The 18613-nt window shown below is 48.6% G+C and carries 21 protein-coding genes and 1 pseudogene; 10 read left to right on the top strand and 12 right to left on the bottom strand.

Features of this window, described 5'->3' with window-relative positions; all coding sequences use genetic code 11:
* Together AC0QH1_RS14455 and AC0QH1_RS14450 are read right to left on the bottom strand one after the other, a co-directional pair.
* Positions 1-161 (bottom strand): annotated as a pseudogene (locus AC0QH1_RS14455) (photosystem II q(b) protein); the annotation flags it as partial.
* A 244-nt stretch (positions 162-405) separates the two neighbouring features.
* Positions 406-702, bottom strand: a complete 297-nt coding sequence (locus AC0QH1_RS14450) for an NfeD family protein (protein WP_324631874.1) — start codon at positions 700-702, stop codon at positions 406-408.
* Positions 703-745: 43 nt separating this feature from the next.
* Here AC0QH1_RS14450 and AC0QH1_RS14445 point away from each other — a divergent pair, with 43 nt between their 5' ends.
* On the top strand, positions 746-1033 hold the full coding sequence (locus AC0QH1_RS14445) for a hypothetical protein (RefSeq protein ID WP_324631872.1): 288 nt from the start codon (positions 746-748) through the stop codon (positions 1031-1033).
* A gap of 27 nt (positions 1034-1060) precedes the next feature.
* Here the strand turns inward: AC0QH1_RS14445 and AC0QH1_RS14440 are convergent, their stop codons facing one another.
* Complete coding sequence (locus AC0QH1_RS14440; RefSeq protein ID WP_324631871.1) at positions 1061-1267, bottom strand: hypothetical protein; 207 nt, start codon at positions 1265-1267, stop codon at positions 1061-1063.
* Between the two features lie 22 nt (positions 1268-1289).
* Between AC0QH1_RS14440 and AC0QH1_RS14435 the strand changes: the two genes are divergently transcribed.
* A complete protein-coding gene (locus tag AC0QH1_RS14435) occupies positions 1290-1430 on the top strand; it encodes a hypothetical protein (protein ID WP_324631870.1) in 141 nt (46 codons plus the stop codon).
* A gap of 232 nt (positions 1431-1662) precedes the next feature.
* Here the strand turns inward: AC0QH1_RS14435 and AC0QH1_RS14430 are convergent, their stop codons facing one another.
* From AC0QH1_RS14430 to AC0QH1_RS14415, 4 genes are all read right to left on the bottom strand, one after another.
* Positions 1663-1869, bottom strand: a complete 207-nt coding sequence (locus tag AC0QH1_RS14430) for a hypothetical protein (protein ID WP_324631869.1) — start codon at positions 1867-1869, stop codon at positions 1663-1665.
* A 513-nt stretch (positions 1870-2382) separates the two neighbouring features.
* Positions 2383-3063, bottom strand: coding sequence for a peptide-methionine (S)-S-oxide reductase MsrA (gene msrA, locus AC0QH1_RS14425; RefSeq protein WP_324631868.1), 681 nt, complete (start codon positions 3061-3063; stop codon positions 2383-2385).
* 51 nt (positions 3064-3114) lie between these two features.
* The gene (locus AC0QH1_RS14420; protein WP_324631866.1) at positions 3115-3378 is read right to left on the bottom strand and encodes a hypothetical protein; all 264 of its coding nucleotides are present in this window, start codon (positions 3376-3378) and stop codon (positions 3115-3117) included.
* Between the two features lie 97 nt (positions 3379-3475).
* On the bottom strand, positions 3476-4714 hold the full coding sequence (locus AC0QH1_RS14415) for a permease (protein ID WP_324631865.1): 1239 nt from the start codon (positions 4712-4714) through the stop codon (positions 3476-3478).
* Positions 4715-5189: 475 nt separating this feature from the next.
* Here AC0QH1_RS14415 and rppB point away from each other — a divergent pair, with 475 nt between their 5' ends.
* Both rppB and AC0QH1_RS14405 read left to right on the top strand, forming a co-directional pair.
* The gene (gene rppB, locus AC0QH1_RS14410) at positions 5190-6548 is read left to right on the top strand and encodes a two-component system sensor histidine kinase RppB (protein ID WP_324631864.1); all 1359 of its coding nucleotides are present in this window, start codon (positions 5190-5192) and stop codon (positions 6546-6548) included.
* A 153-nt stretch (positions 6549-6701) separates the two neighbouring features.
* Complete coding sequence (locus AC0QH1_RS14405; protein ID WP_324631863.1) at positions 6702-6908, top strand: hypothetical protein; 207 nt, start codon at positions 6702-6704, stop codon at positions 6906-6908.
* Between the two features lie 367 nt (positions 6909-7275).
* Here AC0QH1_RS14405 and AC0QH1_RS14400 read toward each other — a convergent pair whose 3' ends face one another.
* Positions 7276-7848, bottom strand: a complete 573-nt coding sequence (locus AC0QH1_RS14400) for a DUF981 family protein (RefSeq protein ID WP_324631862.1) — start codon at positions 7846-7848, stop codon at positions 7276-7278.
* 140 nt (positions 7849-7988) lie between these two features.
* Here AC0QH1_RS14400 and AC0QH1_RS14395 point away from each other — a divergent pair, with 140 nt between their 5' ends.
* Positions 7989-9497 (top strand): multicopper oxidase family protein, encoded by a 1509-nt coding sequence (locus AC0QH1_RS14395; RefSeq protein ID WP_324631861.1) that lies wholly within the window; start codon positions 7989-7991, stop codon positions 9495-9497.
* A 74-nt stretch (positions 9498-9571) separates the two neighbouring features.
* On the opposite strand, the gene AC0QH1_RS14390 is transcribed toward AC0QH1_RS14395, so the two are convergent.
* Positions 9572-10180, bottom strand: a complete 609-nt coding sequence (locus tag AC0QH1_RS14390) for a cytochrome b/b6 domain-containing protein (RefSeq protein WP_324631860.1) — start codon at positions 10178-10180, stop codon at positions 9572-9574.
* Between the two features lie 294 nt (positions 10181-10474).
* Between AC0QH1_RS14390 and AC0QH1_RS14385 the strand changes: the two genes are divergently transcribed.
* From AC0QH1_RS14385 to AC0QH1_RS14370, 4 genes are all read left to right on the top strand, one after another.
* Complete coding sequence (locus AC0QH1_RS14385; protein ID WP_324631859.1) at positions 10475-11038, top strand: manganese efflux pump MntP; 564 nt, start codon at positions 10475-10477, stop codon at positions 11036-11038.
* Positions 11039-11182: 144 nt separating this feature from the next.
* Positions 11183-11866 carry an SDR family oxidoreductase gene (locus AC0QH1_RS14380; protein WP_324631858.1) on the top strand — a complete coding sequence of 228 codons (684 nt, stop codon included), beginning with the start codon at positions 11183-11185 and terminating at the stop codon, positions 11864-11866.
* Between the two features lie 70 nt (positions 11867-11936).
* Positions 11937-13106: a pyridoxal phosphate-dependent aminotransferase gene (locus tag AC0QH1_RS14375; RefSeq protein WP_324631857.1), complete on the top strand. Its 1170-nt coding sequence runs from the start codon at positions 11937-11939 to the stop codon at positions 13104-13106.
* 114 nt (positions 13107-13220) lie between these two features.
* Positions 13221-14018: a glucosamine-6-phosphate deaminase gene (locus tag AC0QH1_RS14370; RefSeq protein WP_324631856.1), complete on the top strand. Its 798-nt coding sequence runs from the start codon at positions 13221-13223 to the stop codon at positions 14016-14018.
* Positions 14019-14244: 226 nt separating this feature from the next.
* Here the strand turns inward: AC0QH1_RS14370 and AC0QH1_RS14365 are convergent, their stop codons facing one another.
* Positions 14245-14712, bottom strand: a complete 468-nt coding sequence (locus AC0QH1_RS14365; RefSeq protein WP_324631855.1) for a peroxiredoxin — start codon at positions 14710-14712, stop codon at positions 14245-14247.
* Between the two features lie 179 nt (positions 14713-14891).
* Between AC0QH1_RS14365 and AC0QH1_RS14360 the strand changes: the two genes are divergently transcribed.
* On the top strand, positions 14892-15527 hold the full coding sequence (locus tag AC0QH1_RS14360) for a tetratricopeptide repeat protein (RefSeq protein WP_324631854.1): 636 nt from the start codon (positions 14892-14894) through the stop codon (positions 15525-15527).
* A gap of 123 nt (positions 15528-15650) precedes the next feature.
* On the opposite strand, the gene AC0QH1_RS14355 is transcribed toward AC0QH1_RS14360, so the two are convergent.
* Together AC0QH1_RS14355 and AC0QH1_RS14350 are read right to left on the bottom strand one after the other, a co-directional pair.
* Positions 15651-17609 (bottom strand): heavy metal translocating P-type ATPase, encoded by a 1959-nt coding sequence (locus tag AC0QH1_RS14355; protein WP_324631852.1) that lies wholly within the window; start codon positions 17607-17609, stop codon positions 15651-15653.
* Between the two features lie 102 nt (positions 17610-17711).
* On the bottom strand, positions 17712-18608 hold the full coding sequence (locus tag AC0QH1_RS14350; RefSeq protein ID WP_324631851.1) for a metal ABC transporter permease: 897 nt from the start codon (positions 18606-18608) through the stop codon (positions 17712-17714).
* Positions 18609-18613: the final 5 nt, after the last annotated feature.

The following is an 18613-nucleotide window of genomic DNA, read 5'->3' as shown; positions in this document are numbered from 1 at the left end:
GCGACGAACGCGATGATGTAGCAGACGGTGGCGGTGAGCAGAGTTGGAATCATCAGCACGCCGAACCAGCCGATGTAGAGGCGGTTTTCGGTGCTAGCGACCCACTCGCAGAACCGGTCCCACAGATTGGCGCTTTCGCGCTGCTGTAAGGTGGTCGTCATAGTTCTTATGATTGCTATTTGGTTTTCAAGGTTATGATGTTTCCTATATTAACGAAATTGTGAAGGTTTGTAAAGGGGTTGAGGAATAGTTTTGCTTAACTGTGTCATAAGCAGGACTTATGAAAGGTAGAAGCCCTGAATTGGCAGCATTTGAGTATTCTTTACCATCTGTCCACCCGATCGCCTTTTCTGAGAAGGGGGCGCGGTTCGGGTGGGGAGGAAGCACCCCGAAGCGATCGCCTATTTATAAGGTCTGGCGATGGGGCGGTTCGAACACGCCGAGGGGTTGGACTAATAATGTAATCCCTTCAATCCCCACCACCCGAACTAAATCCCCCGGACCTAAGACGATTTCTTGATGACAACTCGCGGGCCAATAGCTATCGCGAAAATGCACTCTCCCCGGTTTATACGGTCCTTGAATCATTTCATCCACCACCGCAATTTCCCCGGGTCGCCCGATTTTATATTTCAGGTTGGAGTCGGGATAATCGTTGGCTGGGGTACGGGAAGAATCGGGCCATTTGAAAAGACCAAACATACTTTTGATGCTGAACTCTACGATTCCACCCTAAACTTTTTAAATGGCTCAAAGCGAGGGGAAAGTGTCAGTATGTTATCTGGTTGAAACGGGGCGATGTGACTGGGCGATCGCATGGCGCAATGGGCTAAAAGAGTGGACGGTTCTCCATCTGGAAGCCGCGCCCAGGGCGGGTAAGCGCGAACGTGAGAAGGATAGGCAATCTACCCATTGCTGTGGCGATCGCTGCCCGCGATTTTCTCACCGAGGCGATCGGTTTCTAAAGGCGGGAATTCCACCCACCTGGATGGGAAGAAGTGATATGTGCATCGTTCGTTTGGAAAACCGATAGGCGGTAAAGTGAGATGAAAAAACCGCATTACTCCGATTCCTTGCACTCCTCTCCATAGCCAATATTTTGTCCGGTTTCGGTCTGCTGGATGCAATAAACATTCTCCTGGAGTAATGCTTCTACAGCATAATAAATGGTAATCACCCAAAACAGAATGACAAAGGCCAAAAGTCCGAATTGCGCTGGGGTGATGAACTTCCGAAGGGGTTCTCGATCGCCGTTTTTCTTGCTCATTATGTCCCATAGGATAAGAGCGATGGCGAAAAAGTTTCATCCTCCATTGGGATTATGTTTGGCAAAGGATATCCGAGGGGCGTTTTGTCAATTGCGGCGATCGCCTCCCGATTATCCCTTCCGCCACGGGACTTCTGAGGGCGGGGCGAACGGGAAAAATTGAAAAATGGAAACGAGCAGAAATACTTACTCTTAATTGTTCGTTGTTGGGGCTTAATCTGGAATTTTTAATGATTGATGTGCCGTAAGGGAGTGTTTGAAATAACACCGCGATCGCCCGCTATTTTTTCACTCCCCTGTGTTTGCGATCGTCCGATCGCATTTAAGTTCGAGGTTAGGGTAGCGCGATGGAGTGCAAAAACAAATCATCGCCACCCGTCATCGCGTTGCCAAGTTTATTTTTGCAGGGGTGAATTCTCCAACGCAGACAGGAAAGAACGAGGAGACACTCGTTCGGATACCATTTCCCGCTCGCAACGCTGTTGTGGTTTAAGCTTGCTCAACAGTGCCGCCCAGTTCATGGTGAGGATGCGCGGCAAAAACAAGCAGACCGCCGCGTTTAACAAGGTCAATAAAGTAAAATCTACCCAATTGGTTAGCATAGCTTTCCCCCTTTCTTTCTTACAGGATTATCAACTTGTTTTTCTCTCCAACTTAGTATGAAGGCAAAGAGAGGAAAATGGAGAACATCTCTCATTCAAATTACTTTTAGTTCCTATAACTTTTTCTAAATACCCGAGGAAATACTTACTCCGGGTTCGGGGCGGATTTTGGGGGGATTTGATGCCTTTTCATATCCGAGGCGCAGGGTGAATGAAACTGCCGAAGGGCAGAAACACTGGGGTTTGGGAGCGGCTTGCAATTGAGCCGGTATCGCAGACTGTAGCGGCGGGCAAAAACAAATCCCACAATAGTGTACACCAAATGCCACCGATTGCGGTACTCAAATCGATTTAATTTGCTAAGTTTTGTTGAGCTGAGGATTGAGAACCGGCAACGCAGTTGACCCACTGCGGAAAAAACCCCCAGCGCAGCTAGGGGCAGATTTTAATGATGCCGACAAGCCATAAGTGGTTTTACTTATTGAATGGCCGAGATTTAAGAAGCGGGATTGTTTACCCTCGCGAGGCCACAATTTTCTGCAACTTCTGGCGAGCTGTATCAGAAAAACCAAATTCTTTAATTTCCTTTTGCAAAGAAGACAACTGGCCATACCCACTGAGATAGCCGTTCGTTCGAGCGGCGACTGTGGAGTTAATAAACTGGGCATCTGTATAAACGCCCTCGAACTCTTGCATCAAATCGCGATCGCCGCGCAAGCGATATTTTTGATGGTAATCTTCGGCGAGGTAAAACTGCTGGATGGGAGCAATTTCCGTATAAATTTCGCTGTTTTGTTTCTCGGATTCGCGCTTTTTGGTCTCTTCCAGCAGTTGTTTTTGTTCGTCAGAATGATAGAAAGCGGCGGACATATACTGTCGCTTCACGCTGGGACGAGTAGGGTCGTGGTTGAGCCAAAAGATATCGAGCAATTCCGCGTAAGAAAGTTGATTCGGGTCGTAATCGACCTGTACGGTTTCGATATGGTCGCCGAGGCTGTAATAGGTGGGATTGAGCTTCGTTCCCCCCGTGTAACCCACGCGGGTGCGAACTACACCGGGAAGGCAACCAAACCGAGCATCGGGCGACCAAAAACATCCCATACAAAAGGTAGCGGTTTCGGTATTTTCCGGCATTTGGGCATCCAGGGGAAGGGTATTTGCGGGTGCGGCTTGAAGATTTTTTGATGGACTCATGGTGATTTTTATTAATAAATTGAACTGACAGCATTTGTGAGAAAAACAGTGCTACTGGGCTAAAATCCAGGCATAGGTTAAGAGGAGGAGAAAGGCAATGCCGAGAATGGTTTCTCTGCGATCGCTCCACAGATTGCTCCAGTTTTGAAACAGAGCGTTGAAGGCGGCGCGACGTTCTCGCCCTAATTCCCCCATCAGATATTCCACGCGATCGTCTACTTCTTGGAGGGAAACTTCTCCTCGGCGATAGGCGGCTTCGAGTTCATCGAGTTTGCGCCAGTATTTCTGGGTGGCTTGTAGCAGATTCGGTATCATAGAAGATGTAAAATTAGCTTTCGTTAACTTTTGTAAACATTCTAACGAATCTGCTGGGGGAGGGGGGTGAGGAAATCCTCACCAAGATGGATCGGATCTAGACGAAGAAGGTGACAATCAAACCGCCAGCCAACCAGATATAAGAGGCGATCGCCAGCCAAAAAACCACGCGCTCGATAATTCCGCTTTTGCCACCACCACCGTGATGCATTCCCCCCTGCTTTTTGTCGCCAGCAAAACGCAGCCAAGCGAGGATTCCGGTTACGATCGCAAAGGCGAGATTCAAAAAGAAGGTATAGTCGATCGCAAAGCGCTGGGTTTCTGTAGATCCGCCGGTGCCGGTTTGGGGCAATACTCCCAACAGGGAAAAGCCATAGTGCAACGCGATCGCGGAACAGACTAACGATGCCAAAAATACGCCGAGAATGTAAAATGCCATTTTCCAGCCATAATATTTGGCATTAATGCGAATGACGGGAAACACCACCAAATCGCTAAAAATAAAGGCCATAATTCCCGCAAAGCTGACGCCATTGCTAAACAAAACCGCCGCCAAAGGAATATTACCCATCGAACCGATAAAGGTAAAAAATGCGGCAAGAGGACCGACAATCGTATTTTCTAAAATTGCTAAAAAGCTGGGGTTGCTTCCTTCGCCAGACCCGATAAAGAGGGTTTGAAAAAAGGAGCGCGGCACAAATACGGCGATGACACCGGCGACGGTAAAACCAAAGGTGACATCTTTCCAAACCATCTTCCATTCCATAAAGTATTTGCGGGCAACTTGTCGCCATCCATCAATACTTTTGATTTTTTCTTTCCAGTTTGGCACATTTTCCTCATCCCCGGATTCGTCTTCTCCTTCGCGATTTCGCAGTCGCCTGCGGGCTTTTTCGATTAAGGTTTTCGGGCGGGTGAAGCGAACGAACAGCCACATAAACAGGATGAGCAAAATTCCGCCCAGATATTCGCCCACCACAAACTGCCAACCGAGAAAGATAGCAATCAGAAAGCCCAGTTCGACAACTAGGTTTGTCGAGGCTAATAAGAAGGCTAAGGAAGGGACAAATCCCGCACCTTTTTTAAAGAGAGATTTGGTGCCGGCGAGGGCGGCGAAGCTACAGGAACTAGAAATAAAGCCGAAAAATGTGCCGAGGGCAACGCTTCCCCCACCGGCTTTGCCCATTGTCTGCTGCATTCGTTTGCGAGTCACAAAGACTTGAATGGCGCTACTGATAACATATCCCAGTACAAACGCCCAGAGGGCTTTCCAAAAAAAGCTTAGGGAAGTAAGGACTGCTTCGCTATACATTTGCAAAAAATTCGCGTCGTTCATATAGAATACCTACTGTGGTTAAAGGTCAGAAGTTAGCAAAAAATGCCGATTGCGGTTGCCATTGGTTGGATTTAGTCAGCGGGCAAAGGAGAATTAGCACCGCTGAGGCGGCGATCGCGCTCAGATTTCTTACGATTCGGCGAGGGGATTGGATCGGGTAAATGAGCCATGAAGTTGTCCTCCATCGATTGATTACTGTAATGAGTTTAGGAAGTTGGAGGAACAGGCGCGTCTATCTAAGGGAGGAATGCGGGTGAATTTTCCCGGATATCGCGTCATTTCATCCTCATTTCATTTTTGGGTGATAGGCTAAGAAATTATGGCTTTTTTCCATTGCTTGCTCGGAATCGGTATGGGATTATGATGGGTTTAAACGCCGTTGCCTTGACGTCAGCTTTCCCGCCATCGATAGGATTGAGAGTTAATCGGGTAGGGTAAAGAAAGGGGGGCGATCGCGAATACCAAACGAGGAACCATGAACCAGGATCGACTATTTCAACAAACTCGCTTCCGACTCGCTGGTTGGTATGCTGGCGTGATGGGCGTGATTCTGAGCATCTGTGGATTGGGGGTTTACGAGGCGATCGCTCACGCCCATTGGATGACCCTCGATCGCGAAGTGTCTTCGGTGGCGGGCACGCTGCACGATAGTCTGACGCCGTTTCTAAAGCAATCTCCTCGCCTGGAACCGGATTTAAAACGCCTATTACCGGACTTGTGTTGGGTGGGTGCAAAAGAAGAAATTCCCTGTGAGGAATTGAGGGATTTAGAACCGGAAAATCCGCAGGCGATCGGGGCAATTCATCAAGGCAGTTATTACGTGCGATTTATCGATTTGTCGGGGAATGCGATCGCCGTGGCGGGAAGAATGCCTTCGGAATTGCCCCCTGCACCGCTGACAGAACGGTGGCAAACATTAATCGATCCGTCTGGCACTCGTTATCGCCAAATTTCGTTGTTATTGCATACCCGCGATCGGCAAAAGTGGGGGTATTTGCAAGTGGGTCGAAGTCTGCGCGACTTTCAGGATTATTTGGCGTTGGTTAAACTGATTATGATTGTGGGATTGCCGATGGCTTTGTTGTTTGTGGCAATTGCGAGTTGGGGGTTGGCGGGGTTGGCAATGCAGCCAATTTTTCAATCCTATCAGCAAATTCAACAATTTACCGCAGATGCTGCCCATGAATTGCGAACGCCGTTAGCAGCAATTCGGGCAACGGTGGAATCGACCTTGCGAATGAAGGAATTAAGCAAAACAGAAGCGCTGGAAACGTTGAAAATTGTAGACCGTCAAAATCATCGCTTATCTCAATTGGTAAAAGACCTTTTGTGGCTCTCGCGCATGGACAGACAGGTGTTGCCCGTTACCCGAGAAACCTGCTGTTTGAATGATATTATTAGCGATGTGGAAGAGGAGGTAGCCGCCCTGGGGATCGCCGCAGATGTTACCCTCACCACTGAGATTCGCGTCAAAAATTTATTGCAGGTCAAAGGGAGTGAAGAACAGCTTTATAGATTGGTGTTTAATTTAGTGAGTAACGCGATTCAATACACGGAAAGAAGAGGAAAGGTGATGGTCATTTTAAAGCGAGAAAATACCCAGGCAGTTATTCAGGTGGCAGATACGGGAATTGGCATTGCTGCCGCAGATTTGCCGCGTATTTTCGATAGATTTTATCGGGTAAATAGCGATCGCTCTCGCCACAGTGGGGGGTCGGGTTTGGGATTGGCAATTGCTCGGGCGATCGCGGCAAGCCACAATGGTACCATTCAGGTGCAAAGCGAATTGGGCAAGGGCAGTGTTTTTACCCTGTATCTTCCGGCGATCGATTAACTGCACCAACACTAAATCGTGGTCGCAAAAGCGGGGATGTTTTACAACATTTTACAAAAAAAACGCTCGTCAAATAGCAAGTGCGCCGATTTTTTGGCTTCTAGGTGTTAAAATAAAGACAAGCACCAAAAAGTATGGTGACAGGAGGTTCAAATGAGCAAAAAAATAGTAAGTTGGATAGCAGTATGCGGCGCGATCGCTGGGGTCAGTACCATAGCAGCACTGCCGGCGATCGCTCATTCCGCCAACAATTTCCACCACAGAGAAAGCGTGACGGAACAGACCGAAATTCACCATCGCGGTACGCCTCACCGAGGTCGCGGTCGAGGCGGCGGTAACGGGGATTGCCCTCGGTGGTAAACGTAAGGCAAATTAAGCCATCGGGGTGGTAAAAAGCAGTATCTCGGAAAGCGGTAAAATCGGGGGGGTTCCCCTTATCGCGCGGGGCAAAACAGGCGATCGACACATAAAACTCAGCGACCATTTTCCGAGATTAATGGGAACAGTGCTGCTGCGCTTCCGAGGACTCTCTCATCTGGCATTTCTCCTAATTTTGATACTCGATCCATCAGGGCGGGCAATTTCATCCCGATTTCATTTTTACCTGTAACGCTAAGTTGTGGGGGAAAAGGGGCGATCGCGCATTTGAAGGATGACTGAGAACCCCCGAAAAAACAGCGCCTTGCAATTGGAAGACGCCGATAAAGTTAGCAATAATTCAGGAGGTTTATTTCAGAGTTGGAGGTGTCCAATTTTGGTATTCTAGCATGTGACCCCAGTAGGCTTTATAGCCCGTAAATGCCCAAATTAGGGCGGCGATGGCGATGGCGATCGCGCCGACAATGCGGAAGGTTTTGTTGGTTCGCAGATAAAGTGCTGGGGTTGACAGCACGCCCCCCAATCCGGATATAATAAAACCCAGGCCAGAGAGGAACGGTTGGCGGGTCAAACTTAAATTAATGATTCGCAAGCCAATCAACATGGCAGCGGCACCGGCAAAAAAGGCGTAAATCGTGACGGTAATCATTTCCCAACCGGCGGCGAGGGCAATGGCGGCACCGACAAAAACGATGCCAAACAGCACCGACATTTCCCCAAAAGCAATGTTAAAACTGCCCGGAACCGGCCAAGTTAAAATCATGTGAAAGCCAGTTGCAAGGGCGATCGCACCAGTCATCCCAAATCCAGGAATCCAGCGTTTTTGATAGGAATCATTGAGTCCGCGATAAACGTAATATGCCAGGAGAGCGTGCCCTGCCACTAAATTAATTAGCATTAAGGTGATATAATTGATAAACACGATTTACCTCTGTTAGTTACTCAATCGATTGTTTTGGTGGTTTAGACCTGATTACAACAACGATTGGACTCTATTATAGCGGATGTCAGCTCGAATGAAAGTGGAAGCGATCGCATTATAGAAGTTAAGAGAAAAGTGCCATGAAACGCAGACAATTTTTCACTCTTAGTAGTGCTAGTGCGGCGGCGATATTGATGAGCCGATGTGCCGCATCCAATCAGATAAAAGCCCAGCCAACCCTATCGGAAAGCTATGCCAGTAATGGCAGTCTTTTAGAGCTTTCCCTGGATGCGCGCCAGAGTCAGGTATCCTTGGGGGGTACGCAAGCGAATTTGCTGACTTTCAACGGACAAATCCCCGGGCCGCGATTGGAAGCGCGGGGGGGAGATACGGTGCGAATTCGCTTTTTGAATAATTTACAAAATCCGAGCAATTTGCACTATCACGGATTGCACGTACCGCCTACGGGAAATGCGGACAACGTGTTTTTAAGCGTACCGCCCGGGGAACGTTTGACCTATGAATTTACCCTACCAAAGAATCATCCGCCGGGGACGTTTTGGTATCATCCCCACAAACATGGGTTTGTAGCGGATCAAGTGTTTGGCGGTTTGGCGGGTTTATTTATCGTGCGCGGGGAACTGGATGAGATTGCGGAAATTAAAGCGGCGCGGGAAGAATTTGTGGTTTTAAAAGATTTTTCGATCGGGCAAAATGGGCAACTTTTGCCGCCCAATCCAATGGAAAAAATGCACGGGCGCGAGGGAAATTTGGTGACGGTAAACGGTGAAGTGCGCCCGAGATTTTCGATACCGGAAAAAGGACTGCTGCGCTTGCGTTTGCTTAACGCATCCACCTCTCGGTTTTATCGGTTGTCCCTGGAAGAGCATCCGTTTTATATCATAGCTACCGATGGAGGTGCGATCGCCGAACCGGTGGAAACAAACGAAGTGCTACTCACCCCGGGAGAGCGAGTGGAAGTGCTGGTGAAAGGCGATCGCCCGCCGGGAGAATATCGCTTGTTAGACCTGCCCTACAACCGTGGCGGAATGGGAATGATGGGTGGCGGTCGAATGGGGCCGGGTGGCAGAATGGGACCGGGTGGCATGATGGGAGGCGGAATGATGGGTCGCGGGAACATGAGGCGCGGTTCCGGGCAGGGGAATAATGGGGAGACTCGCACATTAGCTACCCTGCGCTATGGCGATCGCGCGCAACCTGAAGTGCCTTTACCGAAGCAATTAATCCCGGTAGAAACCTTACCGGAACCGAATGGCGTGAAGCGCTTTACCCTGAATCACGGTATGGCCCCGGGAAGGGGGATGATTTTCTTAATTAATGGCAAAGCATTCAAGGGCGATCGCATCGATACCCAAGTGCAACTTAACCGCATTGAAGACTGGGAACTGACCAGCACTGGCACGATGGATCACCCCTTTCACTTGCATACAAATCACTTTCAAACTATCAGCCGAAACCAGCAACCGGAACCCTATCGCGCGTGGAAAGATACGGTATTAGTGCGGCGCGGCGAAGTGGTTCGCATCCGCGTTCCCTTCCGGGATTTTCCCGGAAAAACGGTTTATCACTGTCACATTCTCGACCATGAAGATTTGGGAATGATGGGCAATATTCAGATGCAAGCGTAGGAGCAAAGGGTGGTTTTTTGGGCAGTTGTCGGTTTCCTGGCTTTTTCCGACAACTGCTCGATGAATTTGCCCGATTAAAACCTCGGGCGGCGCAACCACTGGCGAATTTTATGCGGCCATAAGCGAGGATGCTCGTCCGGACGATATTGCCTGTCTATCATGGAAATAAAAAGCGGGACGCCTCCTACTTTTGCACTCATTAAGAGATGGATGGCGATCGCCACCAACAGGATGACCCAAGCGATGAGATGGAGGAAGTACCAGAGGCGATCGCTTTCTCCTTGGGGAAGCCAATTTTCATCCTGAAATTTACCAGAAATCACCGCTAAACCCGCCGCAAATAACATCGCCGTATTGGTCAAGCGATGCAGACTGTACCACCAAATCGGTTTTCCCACTAAGCGTAATTTTTCCCAAGAATCCGGCTGAATCAAGCGTTTTTTGCCGATTCGGATACTATAAAAAGCAAAGGCCAAAAAGATAAAAAATGCAAAAAAACCAAAGGTGCCGTGAATGTCGATTAAGCTGCGATTGGCTTGGGAAAGAGCAAGTCCGCCAAATTGGCGGTCCCAACTGTCATAAACCAAAAATCCCGTAATCAGGGCACCGATCGCCAAGAAGGCATTGAGACCGTGCAGTAGGCGCAGCAGCAATGGCTGATAAGGTTTCGTGCGAGGAGACATATTCCGTTTTTTTAACCCAACCCTTTGATTGTAGGAGATTTTGAGGTAGAGGTGAATTGAACGCGATCGCAGGTTTTCCATGCTTGCGGTTTATATCATCCCTTGTCCCTCTAGCAGGCTGGGTGACAGTTTGAAAAATGATTTAAAAATGAAAAATAGCCGCAAAACCGACGATTCCGATAGCAGTATTTCTGATATTTTGTTCATATTTGATTCATATTTAAAAAATGTTGCAAACAAATATTTTTTCTGTTATCTTTGCAAAGATAAACTATGTAATTGCAGGCAAGGCCGGTGAGTGTACTAACGATTCTGCTGACATCTTTCGGATTGGCAATGGATGCCTTTGCGGTGTCTATTAGCAGTGGCATCACCTTGAAAAAAGCAAGAATAGAAGATGCGCTGCTGGTGGCGACATTTTTTGGGGGATTTCAGTTTTTGATGCCCTTAATCGGTTGGGTAGCCGGACTGGGGTTAAGAGGGTTTATTGCCAGTGTAGACCACTGGATTGCCTTTGCGCTGCTGGGGTGGATCGGATGGCAAATGATTGTGGAATCTCGGGAAGTCGGATGCGAAGCAAAAGGAGAGAATCCGAGAAATTTGTATGTGTTATTGGGATTAGCGATCGCGACGAGTATTGATGCCTTGGCAGTGGGATTGAGCTTTTCCCTGCTCAACAGTGCGATCGCCGGGTTAGTGGTAGCGATTGGCATCGTCACATTTGTGCTTTCCTTTTCTGGAGTTTTTATTGGCAATAAATTTGGCTGTGTATTTGAAAGCCAAGTGGAATTAATCGGCGGAATCATCCTGATTGGGATTGGATTCAAAATCCTCATTCAAGATTTAATGTTACTCTAACTGTCTCTGGCGTGGGCATTCCTGTGCATTTGCATTCCCCAGAAAAAGTGGCGCTGTAGGGGGAGACGCTGGGAATTGCGGATGGTGCTTGTTATCGGTTAAACTAGAAACCAATGCAGGGATAATCAGCATCAGATAAATGCCATGAAAAAGTTAATTGTTATCGCTGGCGTGAGTCGCGGGTTGGGTCGAGTAATGACCGAGAAATTTATCGAATTGGGGCATACCGTCTGTGGTTGCGCCCGATCGCCGGAAGCGATAGAACGCCTTTCCCAGGAATTCGGGAATCCTCATTCTTTTGCCACGGTGGATATTGCCGATGACGCGCAGGTGAAAACCTGGGCGGAAAGCGTTTTAGCGCAGCATTCGCCGCCGGATTTGCTGATTAATAATGCGGCATTAATCAACGAACCGGCCCCGCTGTGGGAAATTAGCGCTGCAGAATTTTCTCAATTAATCGATGTAAATATTAAAGGGGTGATGAACGTAATTCGCCACTTTGTTCCCGCTGCGATCGCGCGCCAAAGTGGGATTATTGTCAATTTCAGTTCCGGTTGGGGACGGTCCACTTCGCCGCAAGTGGGGCCGTATTGTACCTCCAAATGGGCGATCGAAGGACTAACGCGATCGCTGGCCCAAGAATTGCCCCCCGGGATGGCAGCGATTCCGCTAAATCCGGGTATCATTCATACCGAAATGCTCGACACTTGCTTGGGAAAAGAAGCTGAAACCTACATTTCTCCGCAACAATGGGCGGAAAAAGCCGTGCCGTTTTTGCTTCAATTAAAACCGAAAGATAACGGAAGTCCCCTCACAGTTCCCGCATAGTCGGGCAATCTCGTTTCCTTCACTTGCTGTTATTTGATAAATTGAATGCAGTGTACTGAGGAAACGAGAAATGGAAACCCCTTTTTCGCGAATGCAGGCGGTCCAGTCGCCGATTATTCCGGTGGTGGGGGAATTGATTCGCAATTCTCCCGGAACTATCTCTCTCGGACAAGGGGTGGTGTATTATCCGCCCCCGCGAGAAGCATTCGATATGATTCCGCAATTTTTGGCCGATCCGAACCAGCACAAGTATAAAGCGGTGGAAGGAATTGCGCCGTTACGAGAGGCGATCGCGGCAAAACTGGAAGCGGAAAATCAGATTCCCATCGATGAAGACAACTGCATTGTGGTGACTGCTGGGGGAAATATGGCGTTTATGAATGCCATTTTGGCGATTACTTCCCCAGGGGATGAAATTATTATCCAAACCCCTTATTATTTCAACCACGAAATGGCGATCGCGATTGCCAGTTGTAAAGCGGTGTTAGTAGGTACCGATGAAAATTACCAGCTTCGTCCCCAAGCGATCGCCGATGCGATGACCGAAAAAACCAAAGCGGTGGTGACAATTTCGCCCAATAATCCCACTGGGGTTGTTTACCCGGAATCCACATTGCGCCAGGTAAACGAACTGTGCCAAAACCATGACATTTATCATATCCATGACGAGGCATATGAATATTTTACCTATGGCGACGCCCAACATTTTTCCCCCGGGTCGATCGCCTCGAGTCGCGATCGCACCATTTCTCTGTTTAGCCTGTCTAAAGCCTATGGATTTGCCTCTTGGCGGATTGGCTACATGGTCATTCCCTCTCATTTGCTAGTCCCGGTGAAAAAAATTCAAGATACGATTTTGATTTGTCCGGCGGTAATTTCTCAGTGGGCGGCGTTAGGGGCTTTAAAACTGGGTCGCGCGTATTGTGAGGAAAAAATTAAAGCCATTTCCGAGGTGCGAGAAATCGTTCTAGACGCCCTCTCGGAATTAACGGATTTCTGCACCATTCCCGAAGCCAACGGGGCTTTTTATTGCTTCTTAAAAACCCAGACAGCGTTACCGCCAATGGAAGTGGTGGAACGATTGATTAAAGAGTATAAAGTGGCCGCAATTCCCGGCACTACATTTGGCCTCGAAAACGGCTGTTATTTGCGCGTGGCTTATGGGGCGCTGGAAAAAGAAACTGCCGCCGAAGGGATTAATCGGTTGGTTCGAGGTCTGAAAGCGATTGTACGGGCTTAAATCGGAACTGTTGTAGAGACCCTCGCATTTTGGGTCTCTGCATCATTCACCTAACAGTTAGCTATAATAAAAGCAGTCAATGAAGCGTAAATTTCAAGGCAATATACTACAATTATGTCCTCTCCATCCAATTCCTCTCCAGGTTCTCAACCCCGGCAAATTTTTTCTGTAGATAACCTCACCGTGCGGCTTTATGAAAAATCAGCCGAATTGGCACGTGACGCCGGGAAAATGGCAGGGGATTATTTGCAAGAAATCCTGGTTCAGCAGGGGGAAGCGCGGGTTATTTTAGCCACGGGAAATTCGCAAATCCCGTTTTTAGAGGCGTTCACATCTCGGGAAATAGATTGGTCGTGCATTACATTTTTTCATTTGGATGAATATCTGGGAATTGATGGAAATCATCCCGCGAGTTTCCGGCGCTACCTGCGCGATCGCGTGGAAAAGCGGGTGAAGCCGGCAGCATTTCACTACATCGAAGGGGATGCAATAGAACCTTTTGCGGAATGCGATCGCTATGGGCAATTGTTGTTAGAAAAACCCATCGATTTGTGCTGTTTGGGAATCGGAGAAAACGGTCATTTAGCGTTTAACGAACCTTCGGTGGCCAATTTTGCCGATCGCGAAGCGATTAAGCTGGTTAAATTAGATAGAGCCACGCACCAACAACTGGTCAATCAAGGGCATTTCCCCGAGGCGGAATCCGTGCCCAAATATGCGTTTACCCTGACAATTCCGACGATTTGTGCGGCAAAAAAAATCATTTGTCTCGCGCCGGAATTGCGAAAAGCAACCGCCGTGAAGCAGATGTTAAGGGGAAGCATCGCCCCAGAGATGCCGACGAGTATTTTGCGATCGCAATCCCAGGCAATTTTATTTTTAGATAAAGAATCGGCGAGCAAACTCGGATAGCAAGAGGGGAGAGTTGCCAAAGCATTGGTGGGGTTGATTTGACTTGATTTTAAATGCTTGCAATTTCGGAAAAATTTGGTATAATAGGGGAAATTTTAGCCAAAAACCAGAACCCACGCGATCGCCGGATGGAGACAGGGGATAACTGAGTGGAAGTGGCGGGCAAAAACAGAGGGATACGACGATTGTCGCATCCCGCGCGATAAACCAAGCAAAGGTTTGCGGTTTAAACCGTTGCGCTTTCAATTTCGCCCAAGGTTTTGAGGGATTCTTCCACGTGAGCGTTAAAATTCATCATCGAATTAAAGATGTGGCGGACGATCCCCTGTTTGTCTATCACATAAGTGACCCGCCCGGGAAGGATCGCCAGGGTGGAAGGAACCCCATAGAGTTTGCGAAGTTTTTGCCCGCGATCGCTCAATAAAGTAAAGGGCAAATTGTACTTGGCGCTAAAGTTTTGGTGAGATTCCACCGAGTCGCTGCTGACGCCGAGGACCTCCGCGCCGGCTTGCTGAAACTGTTCGTAGCGATCGCGGAAGGCGCAAGATTCTTTCGTGCATCCGGGGGTGTCGTCTTTCGGATAGAAGTACAAGACGACGCTTTTTTTGCCGATAAAATCGCTGAAACTGACGGTTTCGCCGGTGTGGGCGGGTAAGGAAAAGTCCGGCGCTTTGTCTCCAACTTGAACTGCCATAACGGTGACTTGTCTAAACGCTGAGTAAAATGTTAACTTTTGTTATAGTAGCGCCATTGGCATCAGTAATGAAGCGCGATCGCCGTGGAAGTTGAGATCGCGAAAAGCTTGTTCCGGATCGCCCTCTGGTTTGGCAACTCACACAAGTTCCAGCAGTTGCGTCGGAGAAGCATACTTAAGTGATATCAATCGACTCGTTTATTTTGCCGATGCGACAATCCCTCGCGATTGGCGTCTCGGCGTGCTGTCTCACCTTAGTTAGTCAGCCGACCCTCTCCCGGGAAACGCCACCCTTGGTGCAACAGAGAAACCCATCACCGAGTCCCACAGATCTGCAAGAGGCAGAAGTTTACAATAACCTCGGGGTAGATTGGGCGAGTCAGGGAAGATTTATCGAAGCGATCGCCGCATTTCAGCGAGCGATCGAACTCTATCCCGACTATGAAAATGCCTACAATAACCTCGGCATTGCTTACGCCTCCCTCGGCGACTTTTCCGCAGCAGTTGATGCCTTTGAAAGCGCGATTGAAATCAATCCGCGCAATTGGGAAACCCATAACAATCTCGGCAGCGCTTTCGGTTCCTTGGGTCGATTTCCCGAAGCGGCAGATGCGTTTCAAGAGGCAATTTTTCTCAATCCCAATATTCCGGATTGCCATTATAATTTTGCTTTAGCCTTGTTAAACCAAGGGAAACTTTCCGAAGCGATCGCGCCTTTGAAAAAAGCCCGAACCTTGTACCTACAGCTCAATAACCGCCCCGCTGTAGATGAAATCAACCGCCTTTTGCAGCGAATTGAAAACCAACAGTTTTGAATAATTTTGCTTAGTTTTGATGGGGAAGCAAAGCCTCGGTAAAAGCATTTTCATCCTCTGCCTAGGCGGACGAATGCCTTTGCCTCGGCGCGATTTTAATTGCCCGCTTTTTATGATTTTTCCTTACTTCAATTTCAACAATCGCATGGCATTGAGGATTGCCAACAGTGCCACCCCCACATCAGCAAAAACCGCCGCCCACATGGAGGCTAAACCCACCGCGCCCAAGGCGATAAACCCTGCTTTAATTGTCAGGGCAAAGGCGATATTTTGCCAGACAATTTGGCGCGTTTTTCTGCCGATTTGCATAGCTTCTGGTACTTTTGATGGTGCATCAGTCATCATCACCACATCTGCGGTGTCAATTGCCGCATCGGAACCTAACGCGCCCATTGCGATGCCGATATCCGCTCTCGCGATCGCCGCTGCATCATTAATTCCATCGCCGACAAACGCCAGTTTGCGGTTTGTATCCCTGGTGGATAATAGCTTTTCGATCGCCTTTACTTTTCCTTCGGGCAATAATTCGGCATAATAGGAATCTAACTGCAATTGCGATGCCACTTTCTCCGCCACGGTACGATTGTCCCCGGTGAGCATCATCACGCGATCGACCCCTTGACGTTTGAGCCATTCAATCGACGCCGCCGCATCTTCTTTAATTTCATCCGCAATCACCAGATATCCCGCATAGGAATTGTCCACCGCCACATGCACCACGGTTCCCAAACTCTCTGGCGAGGAGCAGGCAATTTTTTCTCGCGCCATCAACCGCGAATTGCCGACGAGAATGGTGCGATCGCCAACCAACGCCCGAATCCCCTCGCCGGCAATTTCTTCCGACTTGCTTGCCCGATCCGGATCGAGAGTTTTGCCATAAGCATCGCGGATGGATTTCGCTACTGGATGATTGGAATGTAACTCTGCGTTAGCAGCAATTTCGAGCAATTCTTCCGCGTTCCAATCATTTTTCGGCACGATTTCCTGAACTTGAAATACCCCTTTCGTCAGGGTGCCGGTTTTGTCAAAGACCACCGTACCGATTTGGGTTAAACTATCTAAAAATGTCGAGCCTTTCACTAAAATTCCCCGTTTCGCCGCCGCGCCAACTCCGCCAAAATATCCCAAGGGAATACTAATCACCAATCCGCAGGGACAAGAAATCACTAAAATCACTAATGCCCGGTAAATCCATTCCTGGGAAGTTGCGCCGGGAATGAAAAGCGGCGGTAACAGTGCGGTGAGCAGAGAAATCGCCACTACCACGGGGGTATAGTAGCGGGCAAATCGGGTGATAAATTTTTCGGTTTTCGCCTTTTTACTTCTGGCATTTTCCACTAATTCTAACATCAGGGAAATGGAAGATTCGGCGAAGGGTTTGGTAACGCGAATCCGCAGGGTGTTGGATTGATTGACCATGCCGGCTAAAACCATTTCGCCTTCGCGCACTTTCCGGGGCACCGATTCCCCGGTTAAGGCGGAAGTTTCCACTTGAGAGATGCCCTCGAGAACTTTGCCATCTAAGGGGATTTTTTCCCCAGGTTTGACGAGAATAATGTCGCCGATATCCACTTGTTCTGGGGAGACTTCTTGCAGTTGTCCGTTCTTCTGAAGGGTGGCGCGATCGGGACGAACTTCTAGCAAGGATTTAATCGACCGACGAGAGCGACTGACGGCTTTTTCTTGGAAAAATTCTCCCACTTGATAGAATAACATGACGCCCACCGCTTCGGGTAATTCATGGATGGCGATCGCGCCTAAAGTTGCCACCGTCATCAAGAAATTTTCATCAAAAATTCGCCCGCGCCGAATATTGCGCCCCGCATTGCACAAAACGTTCCATCCGCTAATAAGATAAGCGGGAATAAAAACCAGATATTCGCCAATATGATACGGAGTCTCCTGTAACGTTTCTCTCCAGATTAACCCCAACAGGAATAAACCCACCACCACTCCGATGGAAAGTGCTTTTCCTTGCAAGTCTTCTTCTTTTTCTTGGGTTTGATTCGGGTTAGCCGTTTGATTGTCTGTCTCCCCACTGCAACTACAACAGCCAGATTTGGCAGAACTGCGATCGCTCATTTTTTTACCGATATATTACAATACATGAATAAACTTTCAGGTATGATAGCAAAAAAACAGCGGCACTGGGTACCGCCGGGAAAACCTTATAAAATTTTAAGACTAACGCTGATGCTGAAATAACCCTTTGATTTCGCGCCACAACGCCGACTCGCCGGTATTCGCCTGGGGATGAGTCAAAATTCCTTGACTGGGACTAAATAACAGTGCCAGCAGGAAAAAACTGGATGCCACGAGGACGATCGCCGGACCGGAGGGAATGTTTTGATAGTAGCTCAGATACATGCCGCTAATGCTCGAAAGCATCCCTACCCCTGCACCCACAACCATCACTTGATGCAAGCGCGGCACCAACAAATAAGCGGTGGCGGCGGGAGTAATAATTAAGGATAACACCAGCACCACTCCCACGGCTTTCATACTAGCAACCACCGTCATGGCAATCAAAACCATTAAGCCAAAATTGAGCAAATTAACCGGTAAACCTGCCGCTTCCGCACCCAAGGCATCAAAACTGTAAAATAACAGTTCTTTGTACAACAGAATCACCACCAGCAAAATCACTACAGCAATGATGGCAGTTTCGCGCACTTCCCCCGCCGTCACGCCGAGAATGTTGCCGAATAAAAAGTGATTGAGGTCGATTTTATTATCTTTTTGGATGAGGGTAATCAGGGTGATGCCGAGGGCAAAAAATGCGGATAAGACTATGCCCATTGCGGCATCTTCTTTGATAGGCGATCGCCGCCGAATCCAGGCAATAATGCCGGTACTGAGTACCCCGGCGATAAAGGCACCGACAAAGATATTAGCACCCACCATAAACGCGATCGCCAATCCGGGTAGTACCGAGTGGCTAATCGCATCGGCTAATAATGCCAATCGCTGCACCATCAGATAGCTGCCAACCACCGCACAAATTAAACCCACCAGAATGGCGACAATTAGCGATCGCTGCATGAAACTATATTGCAGGGGTTCGAGTAATCCGTCTAGCATAAGCG

It is taken from the genome of Phormidium sp. CCY1219, from assembly GCF_055795085.1.
This window is presented reverse-complemented; position numbering and strand designations above follow the sequence as displayed.